Origin of the sequence: Streptomyces sp. NPDC001728, from assembly GCF_040297565.1 — a bacterium.
Taxonomy (GTDB): Bacteria; Actinomycetota; Actinomycetes; order Streptomycetales; family Streptomycetaceae; genus Streptomyces.
Window position 1 is genome coordinate 246,804 of the sequence record NZ_JBEOZK010000001.1, and the last position, 25,472, is coordinate 272,275.

Consider the following 25,472-nt stretch of genomic DNA (forward strand, 5'->3'; position numbering starts at 1 on the left):
ACCCCCGGACCCGGCCCAGCACCCCTAGGAACCCCATGGTCAACCCACCACATGAAGCGATGCACCACATCTTCCGACACGACCTCCACCTCTTCAGCCGCCTGAAAGACGTGCTGGAGCTCCCGCTCCCGGCCGTCGTCGAGGCGGTCGTCCTACCCAACGACCTCACCGAGACGAGGCCCGTCGAGCGCCGCGTCGACACCCTCCTGCGGCTCGACAGCGCCAAGGACGGCTCCCTCCTCCTCGCCATCGAGGCGCAGGGCAAGAAGGACCCGGCCAAGCCGGCGAGCTGGGCGTACTACGTCTCGTACCTGTGGACGAAGTACGGACTGCCGACCGCCCCGCTTGTCGCCTGCCAGGACCGCGCCACGGCGGAATGGGCCGCACGGCCCGTGGCCAGCGGACCGCCTACATGCCCACCCTCAGCATCCGGCCGATCGTCGTGGGCCCGCACAACATGCCCGTCATCACCGACCCGGCCAAGGCCGCCGAGGACCTGGGGTCGGCCGCCCTGGCGGCCATCACACACGCAAGCGATCCGGACATCGGCGCCATCCTGAAAGCACTGTCCACCGCGCTGCAGGACGTTCCCGAGAACGTCGCCGACCCGATCATCGAATTCACCGCACAGGGGCTGGGCAAGCGTCCGGCCCAAGACATCTGGAGGACTCTGGTGGCCGTGGACCTCTCCTTCTACAAGTCGTACCTCTCCGAAGAGCTCCGGGAGGAAGGCCGCTCCAAGGGCAAGGCCGAAGGACGCGCCCAGGCCAGCGCCGACGCCATACTGGTCGTCCTGGAGCAGCGCGGCCTCGACGTGCCGGACGCCGTCCGCGCCCGCGTCACCGGCTGCGACGACCCCGAGCTGCTGCACCGCTGGCTCACTCGTGCCGTCACGGCGGCCTCCGCCGAGGACATCTTCACGGACGAGTAGTCCCCGCCACACATGCCGAAGGGGCCCGGACCGTATTGATCGACAAGCTGGAGAACTGGCCGTGACCGGCGCCGAATTCCTCGCCTCGTTCATCACCACCGGAGAGCTGCATGGCCTCCGCATCGGCTCGACGCTCGACGGGGTCGACCGGGCATTCCGTCATCCCTTCGTCGATGTCCTCGGCGAGGAAAGGGCGTGGCTGCGGCGGGACTACGGACTCGTCGAGTTCGCCTTCAACCCGGAGCCGGAGCCGGAGTGGGTCATGGCCACCGCGACGATCCAGCTGCACCGCCTCGCATCCGACGACGGCCTGGCTCGGGCCTGGGCAGGGAGCATGGGCGTCGAGTTTCCCCGGTACACCTCCTGGGAGGAGTTGCGCGACAAGCTCTCCCGGACGCAAGGCGTCCCCGAACTGAAGATCACCGACCAGGGTGGATTCCTCCAGTACCGGGCCGCCTCCTCGAACGTCTCCGTGCTCGTCGTGGACGCTGAGGACGAGGAGCGCGGATACCGCGTCGGCAACGGCGACGTGTGGAGTCTCGATCTGTGGGCGCCGTTCCGGGCGGGCTGATGAGAAGGGCACCCGGACGGCAGAAAGCGAAAGGGCCCGGAACCTTCGTCAGGTTCCGGGCCCCTCTCAGTCAGCCGTAAGGCTTAGCGTGCCGCGTCCGGGTGGACCGACTCCGTCACCGGGCGGTCCTCCGACGGCTTCGGGGCCGACTTCTCGACCGGCTTTCGGCGAACGGGGCGGACGACGCCGGGCGGTACGCCGAGCACGTGGTCGTACGACGCGGCGGGCCGCCGTACGGAACTGACGTCCTCGGGCCGGACACTTTCCTTCACCCACGACGCCCTGGGCCATGAAACCACCCGTCACGTATCCGATTTCGCCGTCTTGAGCTCCTCGTTCGACGCGATGGGCCGCGTCACCGCGCAGGAGGTCAGCGCCGGTTCGGGTCGCCGCCTTCAGCACCGGGCGTACACCTATCGCGCGGACGGCGGACTCATCGGCGTCACCGACGCGCTCTCCGGCACACGCCGCTTCGACCTGGACGTGGCGGGACGGGTGACGGCGGTCCACGCCGACGACTGGACCGAGCGGTACGCCTACGACGACGCCGGCAACCAGACGGAGGCCTTCTGGCCGTCCACGCACCCGGCCCAGTCCTCGACGGGCACACGCGCCTACGAGGGCACACGCATCACCAGCGCGGGGTCCGTCCGCTACGAACACGACGGCCAGGGCCGCATGGTCCTACGCCAGAAGACCCGCCTCTCCCGCAAACCCGACACCTGGCGCTACGAGTGGGACGCGGAAGACCGCCTGACGTCGGTGACGACGCCGGACGGCACGGTGTGGCGGTACGCGTATGACCCCCTGGGCCGCCGCACATCGAAGCAGTCCCCGCTGGAGACAGTCCACTTCACCTGGGACGGGGCCACGCTCTGCGAGCAGACGACTGAGGACATCACCCTCACCTGGGACCACGCGGGCCTGCGCCCCCTGGCCCAGACGGAACGCCGCACGGACACGGACTCCACCGACGAGCGCTTCTTCGCCATCGTCACCGACCTGATCGGGACCCCGACGGAACTCGTCGACGAGTCGGGCGACGTGGCCTGGCGCACCCGGACCACCCTCTGGGGCACCACCACGTGGATCCGCGACGCCACCGCCTACACCCCGCTCCGCTTCCCGGGCCAGTACTTCGACCCCGAAACGGGCCTTCACTACAACTACTTCCGCTATTACGACCCGGAATGCGCCCGCTACCTCTCCCCGGACCCCTTGGGCCTCGCCCCGGCCCCCAACCCGGCGACCTACGTCCACAATCCGCATACGTGGGGTGACCCTGTTGGGCTTGCGCCGGAGGGGTGTCCCTCCCGCGTGGACGGCGGCGGGTGGGATCTGCGGGATCGAAATCCGCTGGACATCGTTCCGGACGGCGCCGAAATGCGCCATTTGACCCCAGATGCCAATGGCGGGGCTCAAAAGGGTGTCGAGTACAAGTGGACAGACCCTGTTACGGGAAACGTTGCCCGACTTCGCGTGCACGACGCTGACGGAACCGCACCCCCCGGATCCAACGCCGCCAACGGTGATGTGTACCGGATCTCGATCGGCGGCCGATACCAGGACGAGTCAGGAACGCTCTATCATCGCAATGTTCACAAACCGGCGAGTCCCCATTACGACCCCGATGCCGCGAACGACACACATATCCCGTGGCCAAGCGCCTATCCACTGCCCTATTGACCCGAGAGGTGATCTCCATGCAGATTTCCGCTCCTCAACTCCTTGAATTCGTACGGAACATCGCGGCCCCCGATCCAAAGGTCCGAGAATTGGCGGCGGACCAGGTGACTGACCTGGTATCCAGCTATTCGCTGGCTGACGGGCGAATCCTTACTGGTGTGCTCGCCGCAGCCGCAGTGTGTGAAAGCGACCCCGGCGCGTTGGAAGCCCAGTTGAACGCGATCATCCAGCTCGGTTCGCTGGCCGAGCCGGAAATGGTTGCGATCCTGCGAACCCTCGACGTCGAGAAGCTTCCCGGAGGGCTCGGCGAATACGTGACGGACATCCTCGAAGGCTGAGAAAACTGAAGGGGCCCGGAACCTTCGTCAGGTTCCGGGCCCCTCTCAGCCAGCCGTGAGGCTTAGCGTGCCGCGTCCGGGTGGACCGACTCCGTCACCGGGCGGTCCTCCGACGGCTTCGGGGCCGTCTTCTCGACCGGCTTGCGGAGCTGGATGTTCAGTTCGCGCAGGCGGGACTCGTCGAGTTCCGTCGGGGCGCCCATCAGGAGGTCCTGGGCGTTGCCGTTGAGCGGGAAGGCGATCGTCTCGCGGATGTTGGGCTCGTCCGCGAGGAGCATCACGATGCGGTCGACGCCCGGGGCGATGCCGCCGTGCGGCGGGGCGCCGTACTCGAAGGCGCGGAGCATGCCCGCGAACTCGTGCTCGACCGTCTCGCGCGAGTAGCCCGCGATCTCGAAGGCCTTGAACATGATCTCGGGCTCGTGGTTCCGGATCGCGCCCGAGGACAGCTCGATGCCGTTGCAGACGATGTCGTACTGCCAGCCGAGGACGTCCAGCGGGTCCTGGGTCTCCAGGGCCTCAAGGCCGCCCTGCGGCATCGAGAAGGGGTTGTGCGAGAAGTCGATCTTGCCGGTCTCCTCGTCCTTCTCGTACATCGGGAAGTCGACGATCCACGCGAAGCGGAAGACGTTCTCCTCGAACTGGCCGGCGCGCTTGGCGGCCTCGACCCGGACCGGGCCCATGATCTTGGAGACCTCGTCGAACTCGCCCGCGCCGAAGAAGATCGCGTGGCCGGGCTCCAGACCGAGGCGCTCGGTCAGGACCTTGACGTTCTCCTCGGTGAGGAACTTGGCGATGGGGCCGGTCAGGGCGTTCCCTTCGCCGACGCGGACCCAGGCCAGGCCCTTCGCGCCGAGGGAGACCGCGAAGTCGCCCAGCTGGTCGAAGAACTTGCGCGGCTGCTCGCCCGTGTTCGGGACGGCGAGCGCGCGGACGTGCTTGCCGGCGAAGGCCTTGAACTCCGAGTTCTCGAAGACGTCGGAGATGTCGACGAGTTCGAGGGCGGTGCGCAGGTCGGGCTTGTCGTTGCCGTACTTGAGCATCGACTCGCGGAACGGGATCCGCGGGAACGGGGACGTGACGTGGCGTCCGTTGCCGAACTCCTCGAAGATCTCCGTCATCAGCTTCTCGATCGGCTGGAAGACGTCTTCCTGCTCGACGAAGCTCATCTCGACGTCGAGCTGGTAGAACTCGCCCGGCGAGCGGTCCGCACGGGCGTCCTCGTCGCGGAAGCAGGGCGCGATCTGGAAGTACCGGTCGAAGCCGGAGATCATCAGCAGCTGCTTGAACTGCTGCGGCGCCTGCGGCAGCGCGTAGAACTTGCCCGGGTTCAGACGGGACGGGACGACGAAGTCGCGGGCGCCCTCGGGGGAGGTCGCGGCGAGGATCGGCGTCGCCATCTCGTTGAAGCCGAGGGCCACCATCTTGGAGCGGATGGAGGCGATGACGGCGGACCGCAGCATGATGTTGCGGTGCATGCGCTCGCGGCGCAGGTCGAGGAAGCGGTACTCCAGGCGCCGCTCCTCGTTGACGCCGTCGTCGGCGTTGATGGTGAAGGGGATCTGCTTCGCGGCGCCCAGGACCTCGACCTCGGCGGCCTCGATCTCGATCTCGCCGGTCGACAGCTCGGGGTTGACGTTCTCCGCGCCACGCGAGACGACCTTGCCGTCGACGCGGACGACGGTCTCCTTCGTCAGCTTGTCGAGGACCTCCGCGGCGGCGGTGCCGGGCCGGGCGACGAGCTGCGTGATGCCGTAGTGGTCGCGCAGATCGATGAAGAGGATGCCGCCCAGGTCGCGCCGATTGTGCAGCCAGCCGCTGAGCCGGACGTCGGTGCCGACGTCAGAGGCGCGGAGCTCGCCGCAGGTGTGGGACCTGTACCGATGCATCGTCGTTTCATCCAGTCTTAGGGATCTTGGGGTCGGCGGCTGCCTTGTGGCCCCTGTCACGGATGTCACAGGACACGAGGGCAGACCCACCCAGAGTACCGGCCGGGCCAAGATCGCTTTTCGAATACTCTCAGTGGCGATCTGGTGTCCGATATTCATAAAGTGGGGCAATGCGCACCGAGGACGTCCTGGCCGCGATCGCGACCGGCCTGTGGCGCTGGGACAACGCGTCCGGGATCGTCTCGCTCGACGCCGAGGCCGCCCGGCTGCTCGGGCTGCCCGCCGACTCCGTCCAGCTCACCGAGGCGGCCGTACGGTCCCGTTTCCACCCGGTCGACTGGAACGAGATCGACGGCGTCGTCAACCTCGCCGTCGCCGAGGGCACCCTCGCCGAGGCCCGGCTGCGGATCATGGACGAGCACGGGCGGGTGATCCGTACCGTACGGAGCCGGTCGAAGCCGCTCATCGAGGGCACGGACTACCTGCTGGTCGGCACCCTCCAGGAGGTCGCCGAGCAGCAGCCGGGGACCGCCGCCCGCACCCCCGTCACCGGCGACTGGCGCCGCTCCCGCGAGGCGTTCCTGCTCGACGCGGGACGCGCGCTCGCCGAGGCGCGCTCGACGGCCGAGGTGCTGCGCGTCGCGGCCTCGCTGTCGATGCCCGGCTTCTCCCCCGACGGGCTCGCCGTCTTCGGCGTGGCGGGCGACCGGCTGACGGTCATCGGCCACCACGGGCACAGCGAGGGCGACGAGGGCCCCTTCTCGTCGATGTCCCTGGACACCGACTACCCGGCGGCGGAGGTCGCCCGCACGGGCCGCGCGATCTACCTCCCGACCCCCGACGAGTACCTGCGCCGCTTCCCGGTGACCTGGCCGCTCGCCCAGCGGTTCGGGCGCCGCTCCTGGGCCTTCGTGCCGCTGGTCGTCGCCGGGCGGACCATGGGCGCCTGGATGGCCGCCTTCAAGCACCCGGTGGCGTTCACCCCCGACGAGCGGTCGGTCCTGACGACGGTGGCCCGGATGCTCGCCCAGGCCCTGGCACGCGCGGGCGTGGCCGAGTCCGAGCGCGAGCTGTCCCTCGGCCTCCAGCGGACGATGATGCCGGTCCTCGGGCCCGGCATCCCAGGCATCCAGGTCGCCGCCCGGTACGTGCCCACCGGCGGCGGGCTCCAGGTCGGCGGCGACTGGTACGACATGATCCGGCTGCCCGGCGGCACCTCCCGGACCGGTGGGCACGGCTCCGGCCGCATCGCACTCGTCATCGGGGACGTCCAGGGGCACGACGTACGGGCCGCGGGCCTGATGGGGCAGCTGCGGATCGCCCTGCGCGCGTACGCCTCCGAGGGGCACCGACCCGACGCGGTCCTCGCCCGCGCCTCCCGCTTCCTCTACGGGATCACCGACGGCGACGACGGCGAGGGCGACGCCGGTCCGCGCTTCGCGACCTGCCTCTACCTGGAGGTCGACCTGGAGACCGGGACGGTCGACATCGCCCGTGCCGGGCATCCGGACCCGGCGGTACGGATGAACGACGGAACGGTTCTTCTGAGGCCCACCGCCGGCGGCCTGCCCCTCGGCATCGACCCCGACACCGACTACCCCACCACCCGGCTCACCCTTGACCCCGGCGAGACCCTGATGATCTGCACCGACGGTCTCCTGGAGACCGGCGGGCACGACCTGGACAGCGGCTGGGAGCGGGTCCGCGCGCTCCTGGAGTCCCACGACGGCCAGGACCTGGAACAGCTCGCCGACGGGCTCGTCGAGGCCGTCCACGGGCCGGGCTCGCACCACACGACCGGGCCGCTCGCCGACCGCCGCGAGGACGACATCGCCGTCCTGCTGCTCTCCCGCCGCCCCGCCGGAGCGCTGCCGGAGGCCCCGCGCCGCACCCTGATGACGATCGCCCAGGCCGAACCGGAGCGGATCGCCGAGGCGCGGGAGCAGGTGCGGCAGCTGCTGCACGACTGGGCGGACGGGGAGCAGCTCGACTCGGCCGTCCTCATGGTCTCCGAGATGGTCACCAACGTCCTCGTCCACACGGACGGCGACGCGCTCCTCATCGCCGAGGTGGCCTGCGCGGAGAAGTCCCGGCGGCTGCGCGTCGAGGTCTCCGACACCAGCGACGAGCTGCCGCACAAGCGGCACCCGGGCGAGATGGCGTCGAGCGGGCGCGGTCTCGTCCTGATGGAGATGCTGGCCGACGCGTGGGGCGTCGACCCGCGCGGCGAGGGCAAGGCGATCTGGTTCGAACTGAACGAACCGGAGTCGGGACGGGGCTGCTGCGGGTAGCCCTGGCGGGCGGCGGGGCGGGACCTCGGCCGGGCGGGACCCGTACGGCGTCGGTCGCCGCCGGTCCGTGAGCAGCGAGCGGGACCGCACGCCCCCGGTCACTCCCGGTCCGTGAGCAGCGAGCGGGACCGCACGCCCCCGGTCGCCGCCGAACCGGGGGCACGCGCGCGTCGGCGGCTCCGAACGGCATGGCACCCGCCCGTGGTTCCCCCGCCCGTCGGCGGCTCCCGCCCGCCCTTGGTTCCCCCGCGCGGGCCTCACCCGTACGGCGCAGACTGGTGTCGTACGGCCGCCCAGGGGGACCACGGAGTTCGCCATGGACATCCACAAGGTCGGCAGCGACACCACCGTGCTGGCCGACAGCCTCGAAGTGCCCGGGATCGGGCACGTCCCGGCCAACGCGTACGTCCTCACCGCCGCCGAACCCGTCGTCGTCGACACCGGGCTCTCCCTGGCCGACCGGAACTTCGTCGACACCCTCCGCTCCGTCGTCGAACCCGCCGACATCCTCTGGATCTGGCTCACCCACCCCGACCGCGACCACACCGGCGGCATCTTCGACCTGCTCGTGGCCGCGCCCCGGGCGAAGGTCGTCACCACCTTCATCGGCGCCGGGATCATGACCACGGAACGCCCGCTGCCGATGGACCGGGTGTACTTCCTCAACCCCGGCCAGTCCCTCGACGTGGGCGACCGCGAGCTCCACGCCTTCAGGCCCCCGCTGTTCGACAACCCCGCCACGGTCGGCTTCTACGACGACAAGTCCCGGATCTGCTTCAGCTCCGACTGCTTCGGCGGGCCCATGCCGACCGCCGAACTCGCGGAGAGCGGCCACGCGAACGACCTCAAGCCCGAGGAACTGCGGCAGGCCCAGCTGCTGTGGGCGAGCGTGGACAGCCCGTGGGTGCAGATGGTGGACCCGGCCAAGTACCGGGCGACGATCGACCCGCTGCGGGAGATGGCCCCGGAGATCGTGCTCTCCAGCCATCTGCCGCCCGCCGTACAGATGACGGCCTCGATGATCGACACGATCACGATGGCCCCGCACTCGGACCCCTTCGTCGGTCCCGACCAGGCCGCCCTGGAACAGATGCTGGCCTCCTTCGAACCGGGCGGGCAGCCGGCGGCGACCTGAGAGGGCCCGAAGGACGGAAGCTCACCCGCCCGGCGCGGCGTCCGGCCCCTCCGCGCCTCCCCTCGGCGCGTACCGCCTCCGCAGCTCGCTGAGGACCCCCGTCGCCGCGGCCGTCAGCGGTACGGCGAGCAGCATCCCCAGGATGCCCGCGACGGACGCCCCCGCCGTGATCGCCAGCAGCACCGCCGCCGGGTGCATCTGCACGGTCCGGCTCTGCACCATCGGCTGGAGCACGTTCCCCTCGATGACCTGGACGGCCAGGACGATGCCGAGCACCCACAGGGCGATGACGAAGCCCCGGTCGGCGAGGGCGACCAGGACGGCGATGGCCCCGGAGAGGAAGGCGCCGAGGTACGGGATGTAGGCGGTGACGAAGACCAGCGCGGCGAGCCCCACCGCGCCGGGCACGTCGAGGACGACGAGCCCGATGCCGATGAGGACGGCGTCGACGAAGGCGACGAGGGTGGTGCCGCGCATGAAGCCCTCGACGGCCTCGAAGGCGCGGCGGGCCATCGCCTCGGTCATGTCGCCGGTGGCGCGGGGGGCGAGCGAGCGCAGGGCACCCGCGGCCCGGTCGGAGTCCTTCAGGAAGAAGAAGATGAGGAGCAGCGCGAGGGCGGCGGTGGTGAGCATCTGGCCGACGACGCTGATGCCGCTGATGACCCCGGAGGCGGCGGTGCCGCCGAACTTCTCCAGGAGGCTCTTGGCGTTCTTGGCCAGGTCGTCGAGGGAGGTCCCGGCCGCGCCGAAGTGCTTGGCGATGTCGTTGGCGGCCTGCCGCAGCGAGTCGATGATCTGGTCGCCGGTGTCGATGAGCGCGGCGACGACGATGTACGTGGCTCCGCCGACGACGACGAGTACGGCGACGACGGTGAGCGCGGCGGCGAGCGACTTGCGGACCTTCATCAGGAGCAGGCGCCGGTAGAGCGGCCCGAGGAGGGCGGTGCCGAGGATCGCGAGCAGGACGGGGGTGACGGCCGTCTTGAAGACGATGCAGAGCCAGATGAAGACGGCGACGACCCCGGCGGCCAGCAGGAAGACGACGCACCAGGCGGCGAACCGGCGGGCGGGTTCGGGAAGGAGCGCTCTCGTCGTCTGCACCCGACCACCGGACCACGCCCGTCGGCGTGTCGTCGCGCGCTGACGGCCGTACGGGTGACGGGCCGTCAGCACGACAGGGCTCGCGCATACGGGTACGGGTACGGGGCAGAGCTCGCGCCCCGCCCCGTACCCGTACTGGGACCCGTACTGGAACCCGTACTGGAACCCGTACTGGGACCCGTACTGGGACCCGTACTGGAACCCGTACTGGAACCCGTGCCCGTGCCCCAGCTGGGACCCGTACGGTCTCCCCTACTCGCCCATCCCGTGCACCGCCGGGATCGTCCCCAGCCGGCCCGCCTGGAAGTCCTCGAAGGCCTGGCGGAGTTCGGCCTGGGTGTTCATGACGAACGGGCCGTAGTGGGCCATCGGCTCGCGGATCGGCTGGCCGCCGAGGAGGGCGATCTCCAGGTCGGGGGTGTTCCCGTCCTGCTTCTCGTCGGCGCGGATGGTGAGGGAGCCGCCCTTGCCGAAGACGGCGGTCTGGCCCATGTGGACCGGTCGCCGTTCGACGCCGACGCTGCCGCGCCCGGCGAGCACGTACGCGAGGCCGTTGAAGTCCTCGCGCCACGGCAGGGTGATCTCGGCGCCCGGCCGCAGGGTCGCGTGGAGCATCGTGATCGGGGTGTGGGTGATGCCGGGACCCTCGTGCCCGTCCAGCTCTCCGGCGATGACGCGGAGCAGCGCGCCGCCGTCGGGGGAGGTGAGCAGCTGGACCTGGCCGCCGCGGATGTCCTGGTAGCGGGGGGCCATCATCTTGTCGGCGGCGGGCAGGTTCACCCACAGCTGGAGGCCGTGGAAGAGGCCGCCGCTGACGACGAGGGACTCCGGCGGGGCCTCGATGTGGAGGAGGCCGGCACCGGCGGTCATCCACTGGGTGTCGCCGTTGGTGATGGTGCCGCCGCCGCCGTTGGAGTCCTGGTGGTCGAAGACGCCGTCGATGATGTAGGTGACGGTCTCGAAGCCCCGGTGGGGGTGCCAGGGGGTGCCCTTGGGCTCGCCCGGCGCGTACTCCACCTCACCCATCTGGTCCATCATGATGAACGGGTCGAGGTACTGGTAGTTGATCCCGGCGAACGCGCGGCGTACCGGGAAGCCTTCGCCCTCGAACCCCGAGGGTGCCGTGGTGACGGCGAGCACGGGACGCGGGACGGCGTCGGCCGGAGCCGCGACGCGCGGCAGGGTGAGCGGGTTCTCGACAGTCACGGCGGGCATGACGGGACCTCCTAGTGCGGCGGCCTGATTCGACCTCGTGGCGTCCACTTTAGTTGAACAGTGAACTTCTTGCCACCCAGAACGCGGAACGCCCGGGAGGAATTCCTCCCGGGCGCTCTCCCTGTCTCCAGGCTGCGTCAGCCGTACATCCGCCGCATCGCGAAATCGACCATCTGCTCCACGGCCTTCGCGTCGAAGACCATCCGGTGGTCACCCTCCATGTCGAGCACGAAGCCGTAGCCGGTGGGCAGCAGGTCGATCACCTCGGCGCCGGTGATGACGAAGTACTTCGACTCCTTGCCCGCGTACCGCCGCAGCTCCTTGAGCGAGGTGAACATCGGGATGACCGGCTGCTGGGTGTTGTGCAGCGCCAGGAAGCCGGGGTTGTCGCCGCGCGGGCAGTAGACCTTGGAGGTCGCGAAGATCTGCTGGAAGTCCTCGGGCGCGAGCGTGCCCGTGGTGAAGGCGCGCACGGCGTCGGCGAGGGAGGGCGGCGAGGGCTCCGGGTAGAGCGGGGGCTGCTGCCCGTAACCGCCCTGCATGCCGTCCTGCATGCCGGCACCCGGCATCCCACCGGGCATCCCACCGGGCATTCCAGCCTGCATACCGCCCGGCATCCCGCCCTGCTGGGGCGGCGCGTACTGCTGCTGGGCACCCGGATTCTGCTCGTAGCCGTACATGGACCATGAGCCTACTGCGTCACAGATGGCCCGAGAGGGGTTGCTCTTATTACCGGTGGGTAGCATCATCGGAGAGAACGCTTTGCTACTTGCTGGTACGTGTACGAGGAACCTGCCTCCCCGAGCCTTACGGAGCCGTCGCCATGGGGCACTACAAGTCGAATCTCCGCGACATCGAGTTCAACCTCTTCGAGGTCCTCGGCCGCGACAAGGTGTACGGCTCCGGGCCGTTCGAGGAGATGGACGTCGAGACCGCCAAGAGCATCCTCGACGAGATCCGCCGTCTCGCCGAGAACGAGCTCGCGGAGTCCTTCGCCGACGCCGACCGCAACCCGCCGGTCTTCGACCCGGAGACCAACACCGCCCCGCTCCCGGCCACCTTCAAGAAGTCGTACAACGCCTTCATGGAGTCCGAGTACTGGCGCCTCGGCATCCCCGAGGAGATCGGCGGCACCGTCTCCCCGCGCTCCCTGATCTGGGCGTACGCGGAGCTGCTCCTCGGCGCGAACCCGGCCATCTGGATGTACTCCTCCGGCCCGGCCTTCGCCGGCATCCTCTACAACGAGGGCAACGACGCGCAGAAGAAGGTCGCGCGGATCGCCGTCGAGCGCCGCTGGGGCTCCACGATGGTCCTGACCGAGCCCGACGCCGGCTCGGACGTCGGCGCCGGCCGCACCAAGGCCACCCAGCAGGAGGACGGCTCCTGGCACATCGAGGGCGTGAAGCGCTTCATCACGTCCGGTGAGCACGACATGGAGGAGAACATCCTCCACTACGTCCTCGCCCGCCCCGAGGGTGCCGGCCCCGGCACCAAGGGCCTCTCCCTCTTCCTCGTCCCGAAGTACGAGTTCGACTGGGAGACCGGCGAGCTGGGCGAGCGCAACGGCGTCTACGCCACCAACGTCGAGCACAAGATGGGCCTCAAGGCCTCCAACACGTGCGAGATGACCTTCGGCGACCAGCACCCCGCCAAGGGCTGGCTGATCGGCGACAAGCACGACGGCATCCGCCAGATGTTCCTCATCATCGAGTTCGCCCGCATGATGGTCGGCACGAAGGCGATCTCCACCCTCTCCACGGGCTACCTCAACGCCCTGGAGTACGCCAAGGAGCGCGTCCAGGGCACCGACCTGGCCAACTTCATGGACAAGGCCGCGCCCAAGGTCACCATCACCCACCACCCCGACGTCCGCCGCTCGCTGATGACGCAGAAGGCGTACGCCGAGGGCATGCGCACCCTCGTCCTCTACACGGCCTCCGTGCAGGACGAGATCGCGGTCAAGGAAGCGGCCGGCGAGGACGCCAAGGCGCTGCACGGCCTGAACGACCTGCTGCTCCCGATCGTCAAGGGCTACGGCTCCGAGAAGGGCTACGAGCAGCTCGCGCAGTCGCTCCAGACCTTCGGCGGCTCCGGGTTCCTCCAGGAGTACCCGATCGAGCAGTACATCCGCGACGCCAAGATCGACACCCTCTACGAGGGCACCACGGCCATCCAGGGCCAGGACTTCTTCTTCCGCAAGATCGTCCGCGACCAGGGCGCGTCCCTGAACGCCCTCGCCGAGGAGATCAAGAAGTTCCTCGCGGTCGGCACCGGCGGCGAGGACCTGGCCGGCGCCCGCGACGCGCTCGCCAAGGCCGCGGTCGACCTGGAGGGCATCGTCGGCGTCATGCTGACCGACCTCACCGCGACCGGCGAGGACGTCAAGAACATCTACAAGGTGGGCCTCAACACCACCCGCCTGCTCCTCGCCTCCGGCGACGTCGTCGTCGGCTACCTGCTGATCCGCGGCGCGGCCGTCGCCGCGGAGAAGCTGGCCGCCGGCGCGACCGGCAAGGACGTCGCCTTCTACCAGGGCAAGATCGCGGCCGCGAAGTTCTTCGCCGCCAACGTCCTGCCGGGCGTCACCGCCGAGCGCACGCTCGCCGAGGCGGTCGACGGCTCGCTGATGGACCTGGACGAGGCCGCGTTCTAAGACGCGCTTCGTCCTGAGGAACGGCCCGTCCCCGGGGAGGGGGGCGGGCCGTTCCGTCTTTTCAGGGGCTCGGTTCTCCCCCTCGCTCCGCCGGGGGGACCCCCACCGGGGGCGCCGGAGCCGGGCTCACGGACCCGACCGTGCTCGGGTCCCTGGTTCCTCGGGAGGCTCCGCGCGCTCGGGTCCGTTCCCCCGGCGCGCCCCTTCGGCTCACTCACCGGTCCCGGGCGGTCCCGAGGCGCCCCTTCCCCGCCCCATCCCCCGTCCCGTCCCGGGGCCCCGGATCCCTTCTCGCGGCCCTGCGTAAGGTGAACCCATGAGCAGCGCAGCTTCCCGTCCCACCGCCGGCCCCTTCGACCGCGGACACACCGACGACCTGATGGCCTTCCTGACGGCCTCGCCCTCGCCGTACCACGCGGTCGCGACGGCCGCCGAGCGGCTGGAGAAGGCGGGCTTCCGGCAGGTGGAGGAGACCGCGTCCTGGGACGGGACCAGCGGCGGCAAGTACGTCATCCGCGGCGGCGCGATCATCGCCTGGTACGTGCCGGAGGGTGCCTCCGCCCACACCCCGTTCCGCATCGTCGGCGCCCACACCGACTCCCCCAACCTGCGCGTGAAGCCGCAGCCCGATCTCGGCTCGCAGGGCTGGCGGCAGGTCGCCGTGGAGGTCTACGGCGGCACCCTCCTCAACACCTGGCTCGACCGCGACCTCGGCCTCGCCGGCCGCCTCACGCTCCGCGACGGCAGCCACCGCCTCGTCAACGTCGACCGGCCGCTGCTGCGCGTCCCGCAGCTCGCCATCCACCTCGACCGGGGCGTCAACGACGGCCTCAAGCTCGACCGCCAGCGGCACATGCAGCCCGTCTGGGGCATCGGCGAGGTCCACGAGGGCGACCTGATCTCCTTCGTCGCCGCCGAGGCCGGCGTGGACGCCGAGGACGTGAGCGGCTGGGACCTGATGGTCCACGCCGTGGAGGCCCCCGCCTACCTGGGCCGCGACCGCGAACTGCTCGCCGGACCCCGTATGGACAACCTGATCTCCGTGCACGCCTCCGTCGCCGCGCTCGCCTCCCTCGCGGGCCGCGAGGACCTCACGTACATCCCGGTCCTCGCCGCCTTCGACCACGAGGAGAACGGCTCCGAGGCCGACACCGGCGCCCAGGGCCCGCTGCTCGGGAACGTCCTCGAACGTTCCGTGTACGCGCGCGGCGGCTCCTACGAGGACCGGGCCCGCGCCTTCGCCGGCACCGTCTGCCTGTCCTCGGACACCGGCCACGCCGTCCACCCGAACTACGCGGAGCGCCACGACCCGACGCACCACCCGCGCGTCAACGGCGGCCCGATCCTCAAGGTGAACGTCAACCAGCGGTACGCCACCGACGGCAGCGGCCGTGCGGTCTTCGCCGCCGCGTGCGAGAAGGCGGGCGTGCCCTGGCAGTCCTTCGTCTCCAACAACGACATGCCCTGCGGCACGACGATCGGCCCGATCACCGCCGCCCGCCACGGCATCAAGACCGTCGACATCGGCGTCGCGATCCTCTCCATGCACAGCGCCCGCGAGCTGTGCGGCGCGAAGGACCCGTACCTCCTCGCCAACGCGCTGGTCGCGTTCCTGGAGGGCTGACCCCACCAGGGGCCCGCGGACCGCGAAACATCCGCGAAAGGCCCCGCCTGGCAGCGTCGCCCCCATGCATCGTCATGAGGGCCCCTCACGGGGGAAGTTCGCCGCCGGTACCGCCGCCGCCGTCGTGCTCGCCACGGCGGCGGCGGCGATTCTGATCGGCGAGTACAACGAACGGCCGCCGTGGGGCACGGACATCGCCTACGAGGGCGGCTTCGTCCAGGCCTCCCGCATCCGCGGCTACGACGTGGACGGCTCGCGCACGAAGGCCCTGCTCGACGGGGAGTGCGCGAGCATGGAACGGCAGGGGATGGGCGGCGACCGGGCCGTCCACGACCCGGCGGCCTGGGTGGCCGGATGCCTGGACGCGGCTGCGGGGCGGCCGTCCAGGAACCAGGGGATCGTGCGTTAGGCCGCCGGGCGCGCCGGATCCCGGGTGCGTCAGTGACCGGGGGACGACCGGGTGACCGGGGTACGGGGTACGGGGTTCGGCATCGGAGCCGGGGCCGTTGCCGGGGCCGGCCGCCGGGCTGATCGAGCGGCTCTTGACGATCACGAGGACGATCAGGACGACCTGGAGCAGGATCGGCAGCGCCACGCCCGGGGACGACTCGGGGTCTGCGGACACCGGGGGCTCCTTCGGCGCGGCGGACGACGACAGCGCCCGCCGGCGCGGATGGGACACCCGCCCACAGGCCGTCAGCCGTCCATGCCCGCCAGGATCAGCGGGAGGCGGGCCGTGCCGTCCGCCGTGATCTTCACCGGGACGCCCCAGTCCTGCTGGTGGACGTGGCAGGCCGGGTACTCGTTGGCGGGGTCGTCGTCGCAGGAGGCCGCCATCGCGGAGACGTGCAGGACGCCTTCGGTCAGCTCCGGGTTGAGGTTCAGGTCACGGAACAGGTCCGTGCCCTTGCCCTCGCCGCCGAGCAGCAGTTCCGGCGGGGTCGAGGAGACCAGGAGGCGGGTCGACGGACCGTACCGCTCGTCGAGCTTCTGGCCCGTGGGGGCCCGGAACACCACGTCGAGCCGGAGCAGGCCGGGGGCGACCTCGGTGGCCTCGCGGCGCGTGCGGTGGGCGACCGCCTCGACCTGGACTGCCTCCTCGGGGAGCCGGAGCCGGGTGAGCCGGTGCCGGGCGGACTCGACGACCACGATGTCCCCGTCGACGAGGACCGCGTCGCTGGGCTCGCGCAGGTCGGTGGCGAGGGTGGTGACCTCACCGCTCGCCGGGTCGTAGCGGCGCAGGGCGTGGTTGTACGTGTCGCTGACGGCGACCGAGCCGTCGGGCAGGGCGGTGACGCCCAGCGGGTGCTGGAGGAGGGCCTGCCCGGCCGCGCCGTCGCGGTGCCCGAAGTCGAAGAGGCCGGTGCCGACGGCGGTGCGGACGGCGTAACCGTCGGCCTCCCGCTCCACCCAGCGCAGGGAGCTGGTCTCGGAGTCGGCGACCCAGAGGCGGTCCTCGGTGGCGGCGAGCCCGGAGGGCTGCGCGAACCAGGCCTCGGCGGCGGGGCCGTCGACGAGCCCCTCGTTGGTGGTGCCGGCCGCGACCTCGACGGTCCCGGTGGCCGGGTCGTACGTCCACAGCTGGTGGACACCGGCCATGGCGATCCACACCTTGCCCTGCCACCAGGCCACGTCCCACGGCGAGGACAGGTCGACGTCCAGGGCGGGCCCGGAGGTCGGGGAGCCCTGCCACCACTGCGTGCCGGTGCCGGCGATCCGCTCGATCGCGCCGGTCTCCGGGTCGTACGCGCGCAGGGCGTGGTTCACGGTGTCGGCGACGACGATCCTGCCGTCCGGGAGCCGCACGAGACCCTGCGGCTCCCGGAAGACACCCTCGCCGATGCGGCGGACGACGGTCTCGCCGTCGGCCGCCAGCTCGACGAGCTGGTGCCGGGTGGTGTCGGAGACCAGGAGGTTCCCGGAGGGCAGCAGGATCGCCTTGCCGGGGAAGCGGAGGTCGGTGGCGACGGGCTCGGGGGCCACGTAGGGGCCGTCGCCGCGCCGCAGCGTGCCCTTGGCGCCGTGCTCGGCCTCCAGTTCCTCGACGAGCGTACGGAGCGCGTTGGCGTGCCCCTCGCCGGCGTGCTGGGCGACGACGTACCCCTCGGGGTCGATCACGACGAGCGTCGGCCAGGCCCGCACGGCGTACTGCTTCCAGGTGGCCAGCTCGGGGTCGTCCAGTACGGGGTGGTGCACCTGGTACCGCTCCACGGCGTCGACGACGGCCTGATGCTCGGCCTCGTGCACGAACTTCGGTGAGTGCACCCCGACGATCACCAGGGTGTCCCGATGCTTCTCCTCCAGCTCACGCAGCTCATCGAGCACGTGCAGGCAGTTCACACAGCAAAATGTCCAAAAATCAACTACTACACACTTGCCTCGGAGGTCGGCGAGGGTGAGCTCCTTGCCTCCGGTGTTGAGCCAGCCGCCCTTGCCGATCAGCTCGGGGGCGCGGACACGGGCACGGCGGGGCGCGGGCGCGGCGGTGGGCACGGAGTCGTTCATGGTTCAAGGGTGCCGTACGGGTGGAAAGTCAGGGCCGGGTGGGGGGTGGGGGCGTGTCCCGGGCGGGGGGCGCTCCCGGGCGGGCGGTGGCATGGGGCTCATGACGCGCGTGGGCAGATCATCGGACTATTGCCACCGTCGGGTGAGGGGCGGGCTTCTGGTGGTGGTGCTCGCGCTGACCGGGGCGGTGGTGCCCGGAGCCGTGCTGCCCGGGTCCGTCGCCCGGGCCGGTGGCGTCGGGGAGGGGGCCCTGACCGTGAGCGTGCGCGTGAACGGGCGGGACCACAGCGGCGTCCGGCCGCCGGACCTGCGGGCCGGCGGGCCGGTCGTCAAACGGTACCGGCTCGTGAACCGAAGCGAGGCCCACCTCTACGGGGTGCGGATCGCCGACCCCGAGGTCCCCTCCGGGTCCGTGCGCTGCCCCGCCCGCCCGCTCCCCGCGCTCGGGGAGCTGGAGTGCGTCGCCCGCTTCAGCGCCGCGTCCGGGACACATCGGGGCACCGTACGGGCGGAAGGCTCCGTCCCCTCGCTGGGCCGGGTGCTGACGGCCACCGCCCGCGCCGGGTACACCGGGGTCGCAGGCGCCCTCCGCCTCACCGAACGGATCGCGGTCGGGCCCCCCGGCCTCGGCACGGCCACCGTCACGTACACCGTGACCAACCACGGCAACAGGCCCCTGCACACCGTCCGGATCAGCGACACCGCGCTCGGCCTGCCCGCCGTCCAGGCCGGGGTCACCGGGCCCGGTCGGCGTGCGGGCGCCGTGGACTGCGCGGGGCGGCCCGGGAACGTGCCCCTGCTCGCCCCGGGCGCCTCGGCCCGCTGCACGGGCACCGTACGACGGCCCCCCGGCACCCACCGGAGCACCGGCCTCGCCTCCGGGAGCGACCGGGTGACCACCTACGGGCCCGGGGGCGGCCGGGTCCCCGCGCCGACGCTCGTCGCCCGGTCCGCCGGCGTCTTCACGGTGCCGGGTCCTGCGGCGCGGGGGGCCGCGCGACCGGGAGCGGGGATGCCGTCGACCGCCGGGCGGGAGCCCGTACGGAATCCGGTGGGCAATCCGGTGGGCAGTCCCGTAGGTCCCCCAGGTCCCGTACAGGGTCCCGGCCGGGATTCCCTGGGGAATCCCCTAGGAGGGAACCGTGGGGCGCCCCGCGCTCCCGGGGGGCCCTTGGCCGGGGGCGGGGTGCCCGTTCCGGGGGCCGCCGGGGCCGGGGCCGTACCCGTACCCGGGGCCGGGGCCGGGGCCGTACCCGAGTCCGGGGCCGGAGCTGGGGCCGTACCCGTACCCGTACCCGTACCCGGGTCCGGAGCCGGAGCCGGAGCCGGACTCGGACCCGGACCCGAACCCGGACCCGAACCCGAACCCGGACCCGAACCCGGACCCGGACTCGGACTCGGACCGGTCAACCCGCCCGGAGCCGCGCCCGGCGACGGGGGCGGCTCCGGGGTCGGTGAAGGGGTCGGCGCCGGTGCCGGTGACGCGGGCGCCGTGGGCCCCGCCCCGGAGGGCGTACCCCCGGGCTCCGTACCGACCGCCCCCGACGCCGTACCCGTTCCCGTACCCCGCGACGAGGCCTCCGTCCCCGCCCGCCGTGCCGCCGCCCTCGGCCACGAAGGGTTCCTCGGGCGGCTGCGGCGCCGGAGCCGGGAGGCGGACGAGCTCGGGGTCGTCTCGATGCTGCTGCTCCTCCTGATCCCGGCGGCCGTCGCCGCCGCCCTCCTCGGCAACCGGAGAAGCTGACCGTGGCCCTGTTCGAAACGCTCGTCGTCGTCCTCGGCGTCGCGCTCGTCGCCGCCCTCGCCGTCGTCGCCAAGACCAGGCTCTTCCCGGTCGGCGAGGACGAGGAGCCGCGCGAGGACGTCGCCGAGTACATCGCCATGATGGTCTCGGTGCTCTACGCGATCGTGCTCGGCCTGTGCCTGGTGTCCGTCTGGGACACCCGGTCCGCCGCCGCCGACAACGTCCAGGCCGAGGCCAGCGCCCTGCACCAGACGTATCTGCTCGCGGACGCCCTCCCCGCCGACCGCCGGGAGCCGCTGCGCGACGCGGCCCGGACGTACGCCGATCACGTCGTCGGCGTCGAATGGCCCGTGATGGAGGCGCGCGAACCGCTCGACACCTCCGGCTGGCGGCTGCTCGAACAGCTGCGGAAGGCCGGCGAGGTGTCGGACTCCGCGAAGGTCCCCGAGCAGATCGCCGCCCAGGAGGTACTGGCCCAGCTCAGCTACGTCGACGACGCCCGCCGGGGCCGGGAGGCGGCGGCGCAGGAACGTCTCTCCCCCGTCCTGTGGGCGGGACTCCTCATCGGCGGCACGCTCACCCTCGCCTTCATGTTCCTCTTCGGGATCAGACGGAGCACCACCCATGTGGTGATGGTGATGGGCCTGGCCGGCTTCATCGCCTTCACGGTGCTGCTGATCCATCAGCTCGACTCGCCCTTCGGCGAGATGTTCGGGGCGACCCCGGACGCGTTCGTCCGCTACTTCGGGTGAACCCGCCCCCCACGGGGCAGGCATAGCGCCATGAAATATCTCGTACGGGACAAGATCTTCGCGATCGGCGACGACTACTGGATCGAGGACGAGCAGGGCCGCCACGCCTTCCTCGTCGACGGCAAGGCGCTGCGGCTGCGCGACACCCTGGAGCTGAAGGACCCCGACGGGCAGGTCCTCGTGACCCTGCGGCAGAAGATGTTCAGCCTGCGGGACGCCATGACGATCGAGCGGGACGAGCGCCCGCTCGCGACCGTCCGCCGCAAACGGCTCTCGCTGCTCCGCAACCACTACCGGGTGACCCTCGTCGAGGGCACCGAACTGGACGTCAGCGGCCGGATCCTGGACCGGGAGTTCACCGTCGAGTACGAGGGCGAACTCCTGGCCCACATCTCCCGGCGGTGGTTCCACGTCCGCGAGACCTACGCGGTCGACGTGGTCCGCGAGGACGCCGACGCGGCGCTCCAGATCGCGGTGGCGGTGTGCGTGATCCGGATGGCCGAGCGGGAGCGGGGGGACGACTAGCGGAAGCGCGGGCGGGGCTAGTGGGTGCCGGCCTTGCCCAGCGCCTGTTCCAGGTCCTCCCACAGGTCCTCCACGTGCTCGATGCCCACCGAGATCCTGACCGTGCCGGGACCGATCCCCGCCGCCGCCAGGGCCGCCGCGTCGAGCTGGTGGTGCGAGGTGGAGGCCGGGTGCATCACCAGGGTCTTCACATCGCCGAGGGAGACGCTGAGGGACGCGAGCCGTACCGCCTCGACGAAGGCACGGCCCGCCTCCCGGCCGCCCGCGAGATCCACCGAGATCACCCCGCCGCCCCCGGCGGGCAGCAGCCGGGCCGCGACGGCCCGGTCCGGGTGGCTCGCCAGGGCCGGGTGGCGGACGGCCGCGACCGCCGGGTGCGCGGACAGCCGGGCCGCGAGGTCTGCGGCGCTCGCGCACTGGCGCTCCATCCGCAGGGACAGGGTCTGCATCCCGCGCAGGGTCAGCCAGGCGGCGAACGGGTCGGTGGACGCGCCCTGTTCGACGGAGTGGTGGCGGACCCGGTGGTACAGCTCGGCGTCCTTGAAGACGACGACGCCGCCGAGGACGTCCGCGTGCCCGGACAGGTACTTCGTCGCGGAGTGCACGACGATGTCCGCGCCGTGGTCGATCGGGCGGCAGAGCAGCGGCGAGGCGAAGGTGTTGTCGACGGCGACGGGCACCCCCGCCTCGGCGGCGACGGCGGCGAGCGCGGGCAGGTCGGAGACCCGGGTGGTGGGGTTGGCGACGGTCTCCAGGTGGAGGAGCCGGGTCTCCGGGCGCAGGGCCGCCCGCACCTCCTCCGGGTCGGTGCCGGAGACGTAGGTGACGTCGACGCCCCAGCGGGTGGCGAGGTCGGTCAGGACCGCGTACGTACCGCCGTACAGGCAGGTCTGGGCGATGACGTGATCGCCGGAGCCGAGCAGACCGAGGAGGACGGCGTTCACCGCGCCCATGCCGGAGGCGAAGGAGAGGCCGGCGGCGCCGCCTTCGAGGCGGGCTACGGCGTCCTCAAGGGTGCGGACGGTGGGGTTGCCGTGACGGCTGTACATGAACGCGTCGGTGGTGGTGAAGGCGGCGGCGAGCGCGTCGGCCGAGTCGAAGGCGAAGACGTGCCCCTGGTGGAGAGGGACGCCGAGCGGCCTGCTGCCGGTGATCTCGACGTGCGGCGGATGGACGGCGAGGGTCCCGGGACGGGGGGAGGCGGAGCCTCCCAGGGGCGAGGCGGCGGGTTCGGCGGGCGGCGCGGAGTCGGCAGGGCTCATGGGCCCAGTCTGTGGACCGGCGGTTTGCCTTCCCAGGTCCAATCCCGGCAGATTGGTTCGGCGATGGAGCCAATCGAACGCCTTCCCCACCCGGCCGACGACCTGGTCGCCCGGCTCGGCCGCTGGTCGGCCGGGCGCGGGCCGCTGTACCTGCTGCTCGCGGCCCGGCTGCGCCGGCTGATCGACGAGGGCGCGCTGCCGCCGGGCACGCCGCTGCCGCCGGACCGGCGGCTGGCGCGGGCCCTGGCCGTGGGCCGGACGACGGTGGTCGCCGCGTACGACGTACTGCGGCAGGAGGGCCGGCTGGTACGGCGGCAGGGCAGCGGGACCCGGGTGACACGGGCGGCGCTGGCGCCCGAGCCCGAGGAGGAGACCCGGACGGGCCCGGGGGCGCCGCCCCGGGTGGCCGAGACCTCGAACCCGCTGTTCCTGCACCTCCTGGAGGCGCCGGACGACGTGCTCCTGCTGAGCTGCGCCGCCCCCACCGGGCCGCCGCCCGAGCTGGCGGAGGCGTACCGCTCGCTGGTCCTGCCCGACGGCGACCTCGGCTACCACCCGGCCGGCCTCGGGGCGCTGCGGACGGCCGTCGCGGCCCGCTACTCGGCACGCGGAGTGCCGACCGGGCCCGGCCAGATCCTGGTCACGACCGGCGCCCAGCAGGGACTTTCGCTGCTCACCCGGCTGCTGCTCGCGCCCGGCGACGGGGTGCTCATCGAAGCGCCGACGTACCCGGGGGCGCTCGACCTGGTCCGGGAGGCCGCCGCCATGCCGCTGCCGGTGGCGGTCGGGCCCGACGGACTGGACGTGGCGGAGGCGATCCGTGTGATGGAACGCCACCGTCCTGCCCTGGCCTATGTGGTGGCCCGCTTCCAGAACCCGACGGGCACGGTCCTGCCGCCGCTCGCCGGGCGGCGTCTCGTGGAGGCGGCGAACGCGCTCGGAGTGCCGCTGGTGGACGACGAGGTACTGGGCGACCTGGCGTTCGCCCCGCACCCGGAGGACCGTTCCCTCTCCTCGTACGGCGAGGTCGTCTCGGTCGGCTCGCTCTCCAAGGTCGTGTGGGGCGGCCTCCGGATCGGCTGGGTGCGCGGCCCCGCGCCCCTGATCGCCCGGCTCGCCCGGCTGAAGGCCCTGCACGACCTGGGCTGCGACGTGCCGTCCCAACTCGCGGCGGCCCGGCTCCTCGACGACTTCGCACCGGTCCTCGCCGCCCGCCTGGACACGATCCGTGCGGGCCACGCGCATCTGCGCGGCGAGCTGGCCCGGCTGCTCCCGTCCTGGTCCTGCGCCCCGGCGACCGGCGGCCAGACGCTGTGGGTACGCCTCCCGCACGGCGACGGCGTCTCGTTCGCGCAGCTCGCCCTGCGCCACGGGGTGGCGGTCCTGCCGGGCGTGACGACCGACGCCCTCGGCGGCAGCGTCCGCCATCTGCGGCTGCACTTCCTGCTGCCTCCGGAGCAGTTGTCGGAGGCGGTACGGAGACTGGCGGCGGCGTGGGAGGAGTACGGGCGCGGGCCGGGGATCCCGTACGAGCCGGGGTCGGGGATCCCGTACGAGCCGGGGTCGGGGATCCCGTACGGGCCCGTCCGGGCCTCCCTGCGCGCGGTCACCCTCTGACCTCAGGTCCCTCCCCGACCGACGCCGAGCCCCTCGACCCCTCTCCCGAGAAGGAGCGACATGCACACCGCCGTCTCCCCCTTCGTCCTCCAGCCGTGGCAGGAGGGCGACCGGCACGCGCGCCGGGCCGGTTGGCGGGGCGTCTCGCGGGAGTTCGGCGAGATCACGCTGACCTGCCCGCTGCCCCGTACCGCGCCGGAGACCGTCGTCTCGGAGGCGCGCGGCGGGCTGATACCCGTCGTCACCTTCGAGGCCCGGGGCGTCCACACCGACGGCATCCGGCTGCCGACCCTGAACCGGTCCACGCTCCGGGTCGGCGACCGCATGGTGTGCATGACGCGGAACCGCTGGGGCGCCACGGCGGCGCGGCGCGCCCTCGCGCTGCGGTACGCGGGCGACCGCTACCGGCTCTCGGCGCTCGACAAGCGGGCGTACGTCCTGACCCGCGAGCCCGACGAGGAGGACCCCGGCCTCACGGTCACCGTCCGCGCTTCGGGGCGCGGCAGGAAGCGGCAGCTGGCCGTGCGGGTCGGCGGCCGGGCGGAGGGCGGCGATCTGGCGCTCGCGCTGGTCTTCGCGGGTGTCGACCGCTCGGCCCTCACCCGGATGGGGGCGGTCCGCGCGGGCGTCTCGCGGATCACCGACCTGTGGGCGGAGAGCCAGTACTAGAGCGGGACCGGGGCCCCGGAGCGGCGCTCAGCCCCCGGCGGCCCGGCGGCCCGGCGGTCGGGTGGGGGTCGGTCGGGCAGTCGGGTGGGGGTCGGCCGGGCGGGCGACCCCCAGCCCCGGCCACCGCGCCCCGGACCCCCCTCAGCCCCGGCGCCCGGCCTCCGGCGCCGCGATGCCGAGCACCCGGTCCTTCAGCGCCGGGAACTGTTCGCGGGTCGTCGTGACCTTCGCCGGGTCGAGGACGACCCGCAGGATCTCCTCGTCGGGGCCCGCCTCGGCGAGGGTCTCCCCCCAGGGGTCGACGACGATCGAGTGGCCGGCCTGCTCCACGCCGGCGTGCGTGCCCGCCGTACCGCAGGCGAGGACGTACGCCTGGTTCTCGACGGCGCGGGCGCGGGCGAGCAGGCTCCAATGGGCGCGGCGGAGGGCGGGCCAGCCGGCCGGGACGACGAAGGCCTGCGCGCCGGCGTCGACGAGACCGCGGAAGAGTTCCGGGAAGCGCAGGTCGTAGCAGGTGCCGACGCCGACGGTGAGGTGCGGAAGGTCGACGGTGACGAGGTCCTCCCCTGCGGCCATCATCACCGCCTCGCCCTTGTCGAAGCCGAAGCGGTGGATCTTGCGGTAGGAGGCGGCGAGTTCGCCGTCGGGGGAGAGGACGAGCGAGGTGTTGTAGAGGGCGCCGCCCTCCGCCTCGACGAAGGAGCCGGCGTGCAGCCAGACCCCGGCCTCGCGGGCGGCGTCCGCCATCGCCCGCTGCGTCGGGCCGTTCAGCGGCTCGGACTCGGCGGCGAAGAGGTCGGAGGCGAAGGCTCCGACGGTCCACAGTTCGGGCAGGACGACAAGGTCGGCGTGGCCGGATTCCGCCCTTACGAGGCGGCCCACGCGGGCACGACGGGCGTCGACCGGTTCGTCCGGGTCTACCGCGATCTGGATCAGCGAGGCGCGCACACTACCACCGTCCTGG

Annotated in this window: 19 protein-coding genes and 2 pseudogenes; 14 read left to right on the top strand and 7 right to left on the bottom strand. The window is 72.0% G+C overall.

The genetic code is table 11. The features are described from left to right. Positions 1-35 precede the first annotated feature (35 nt). The 4 genes and pseudogenes from ABT154_RS01155 (at position 36) to ABT154_RS01170 (ending at position 3,526) form a co-directional block, all read left to right on the top strand. Positions 36-931 (top strand): annotated as a pseudogene (locus tag ABT154_RS01155) (RpnC/YadD family protein). A 61-nt stretch (positions 932-992) separates the two neighbouring features. Then, positions 993-1,502 carry a hypothetical protein gene (locus tag ABT154_RS01160; RefSeq protein WP_351851274.1) on the top strand — a complete coding sequence of 170 codons (510 nt, stop codon included), beginning with the start codon at positions 993-995 and terminating at the stop codon, positions 1,500-1,502. 165 nt (positions 1,503-1,667) lie between these two features. Beyond that, a pseudogene (locus ABT154_RS01165) lies at positions 1,668-3,188 on the top strand (polymorphic toxin type 30 domain-containing protein); the annotation flags it as partial. Between the two features lie 17 nt (positions 3,189-3,205). Continuing rightward, entirely contained in the window at positions 3,206-3,526 is a 321-nt protein-coding gene (locus tag ABT154_RS01170; protein WP_351851277.1) for a hypothetical protein, read from the top strand. Positions 3,527-3,588: 62 nt separating this feature from the next. Here the strand turns inward: ABT154_RS01170 and aspS are convergent, their stop codons facing one another. After that, positions 3,589-5,415, bottom strand: a complete 1,827-nt coding sequence (gene aspS / locus ABT154_RS01175) for an aspartate--tRNA ligase (RefSeq protein WP_351851280.1) — start codon at positions 5,413-5,415, stop codon at positions 3,589-3,591. A 170-nt stretch (positions 5,416-5,585) separates the two neighbouring features. Between aspS and ABT154_RS01180 the strand changes: the two genes are divergently transcribed. Together ABT154_RS01180 and ABT154_RS01185 are read left to right on the top strand one after the other, a co-directional pair. Further along, positions 5,586-7,706 (top strand): SpoIIE family protein phosphatase, encoded by a 2,121-nt coding sequence (locus ABT154_RS01180; protein ID WP_351851282.1) that lies wholly within the window; start codon positions 5,586-5,588, stop codon positions 7,704-7,706. 316 nt (positions 7,707-8,022) lie between these two features. Continuing rightward, the gene (locus tag ABT154_RS01185) at positions 8,023-8,841 is read left to right on the top strand and encodes an oxygen-binding di-iron domain-containing protein (protein ID WP_351851284.1); all 819 of its coding nucleotides are present in this window, start codon (positions 8,023-8,025) and stop codon (positions 8,839-8,841) included. 21 nt (positions 8,842-8,862) lie between these two features. Here the strand turns inward: ABT154_RS01185 and ABT154_RS01190 are convergent, their stop codons facing one another. The 3 genes from ABT154_RS01190 to ABT154_RS01200 form a co-directional block, all read right to left on the bottom strand. Continuing rightward, positions 8,863-9,942, bottom strand: coding sequence for an AI-2E family transporter (locus tag ABT154_RS01190; protein ID WP_351851287.1), 1,080 nt, complete (start codon positions 9,940-9,942; stop codon positions 8,863-8,865). 252 nt (positions 9,943-10,194) lie between these two features. Beyond that, on the bottom strand, positions 10,195-11,157 hold the full coding sequence (locus ABT154_RS01195) for a pirin family protein (protein ID WP_351851289.1): 963 nt from the start codon (positions 11,155-11,157) through the stop codon (positions 10,195-10,197). Positions 11,158-11,294: 137 nt separating this feature from the next. Continuing rightward, entirely contained in the window at positions 11,295-11,837 is a 543-nt protein-coding gene (locus tag ABT154_RS01200; protein ID WP_351851292.1) for an SseB family protein, read from the bottom strand. 143 nt (positions 11,838-11,980) lie between these two features. On the opposite strand from ABT154_RS01200, the gene ABT154_RS01205 reads away from it, so the two are divergent. From ABT154_RS01205 to ABT154_RS01215, 3 genes are all read left to right on the top strand, one after another. Next, positions 11,981-13,810 carry an acyl-CoA dehydrogenase gene (locus tag ABT154_RS01205; protein WP_351851295.1) on the top strand — a complete coding sequence of 610 codons (1,830 nt, stop codon included), beginning with the start codon at positions 11,981-11,983 and terminating at the stop codon, positions 13,808-13,810. Between the two features lie 316 nt (positions 13,811-14,126). Further along, complete coding sequence (locus tag ABT154_RS01210; RefSeq protein WP_351851298.1) at positions 14,127-15,434, top strand: M18 family aminopeptidase; 1,308 nt, start codon at positions 14,127-14,129, stop codon at positions 15,432-15,434. Between the two features lie 64 nt (positions 15,435-15,498). Then, complete coding sequence (locus ABT154_RS01215; RefSeq protein ID WP_351851300.1) at positions 15,499-15,843, top strand: hypothetical protein; 345 nt, start codon at positions 15,499-15,501, stop codon at positions 15,841-15,843. 287 nt (positions 15,844-16,130) lie between these two features. Here the strand turns inward: ABT154_RS01215 and ABT154_RS01220 are convergent, their stop codons facing one another. Further along, positions 16,131-17,939, bottom strand: coding sequence for an NHL domain-containing thioredoxin family protein (locus ABT154_RS01220; protein WP_351851302.1), 1,809 nt, complete (start codon positions 17,937-17,939; stop codon positions 16,131-16,133). A 142-nt stretch (positions 17,940-18,081) separates the two neighbouring features. Here ABT154_RS01220 and ABT154_RS01225 point away from each other — a divergent pair, with 142 nt between their 5' ends. The 3 genes from ABT154_RS01225 to ABT154_RS01235 are packed head-to-tail and all read left to right on the top strand — an operon-like array spanning position 18,082 to position 20,960. After that, complete coding sequence (locus ABT154_RS01225; RefSeq protein ID WP_351851304.1) at positions 18,082-19,683, top strand: hypothetical protein; 1,602 nt, start codon at positions 18,082-18,084, stop codon at positions 19,681-19,683. A gap of 2 nt (positions 19,684-19,685) precedes the next feature. After that, on the top strand, positions 19,686-20,435 hold the full coding sequence (locus tag ABT154_RS01230) for a bestrophin-like domain (protein WP_351851306.1): 750 nt from the start codon (positions 19,686-19,688) through the stop codon (positions 20,433-20,435). A gap of 30 nt (positions 20,436-20,465) precedes the next feature. Further along, positions 20,466-20,960, top strand: coding sequence for an LURP-one-related/scramblase family protein (locus ABT154_RS01235; protein WP_351851308.1), 495 nt, complete (start codon positions 20,466-20,468; stop codon positions 20,958-20,960). 17 nt (positions 20,961-20,977) lie between these two features. On the opposite strand, the gene ABT154_RS01240 is transcribed toward ABT154_RS01235, so the two are convergent. Further along, positions 20,978-22,222: a trans-sulfuration enzyme family protein gene (locus ABT154_RS01240; protein ID WP_351851310.1), complete on the bottom strand. Its 1,245-nt coding sequence runs from the start codon at positions 22,220-22,222 to the stop codon at positions 20,978-20,980. Between the two features lie 63 nt (positions 22,223-22,285). Between ABT154_RS01240 and ABT154_RS01245 the strand changes: the two genes are divergently transcribed. Next, positions 22,286-23,839, top strand: coding sequence for an aminotransferase-like domain-containing protein (locus ABT154_RS01245; RefSeq protein WP_351851313.1), 1,554 nt, complete (start codon positions 22,286-22,288; stop codon positions 23,837-23,839). Positions 23,840-23,899: 60 nt separating this feature from the next. Then, a complete protein-coding gene (locus ABT154_RS01250) occupies positions 23,900-24,508 on the top strand; it encodes a hypothetical protein (protein WP_351851316.1) in 609 nt (202 codons plus the stop codon). 141 nt (positions 24,509-24,649) lie between these two features. Here the strand turns inward: ABT154_RS01250 and ABT154_RS01255 are convergent, their stop codons facing one another. Beyond that, the gene (locus ABT154_RS01255) at positions 24,650-25,456 is read right to left on the bottom strand and encodes a carbon-nitrogen family hydrolase (protein ID WP_351851319.1); all 807 of its coding nucleotides are present in this window, start codon (positions 25,454-25,456) and stop codon (positions 24,650-24,652) included. Positions 25,457-25,472 lie beyond the last annotated feature (16 nt).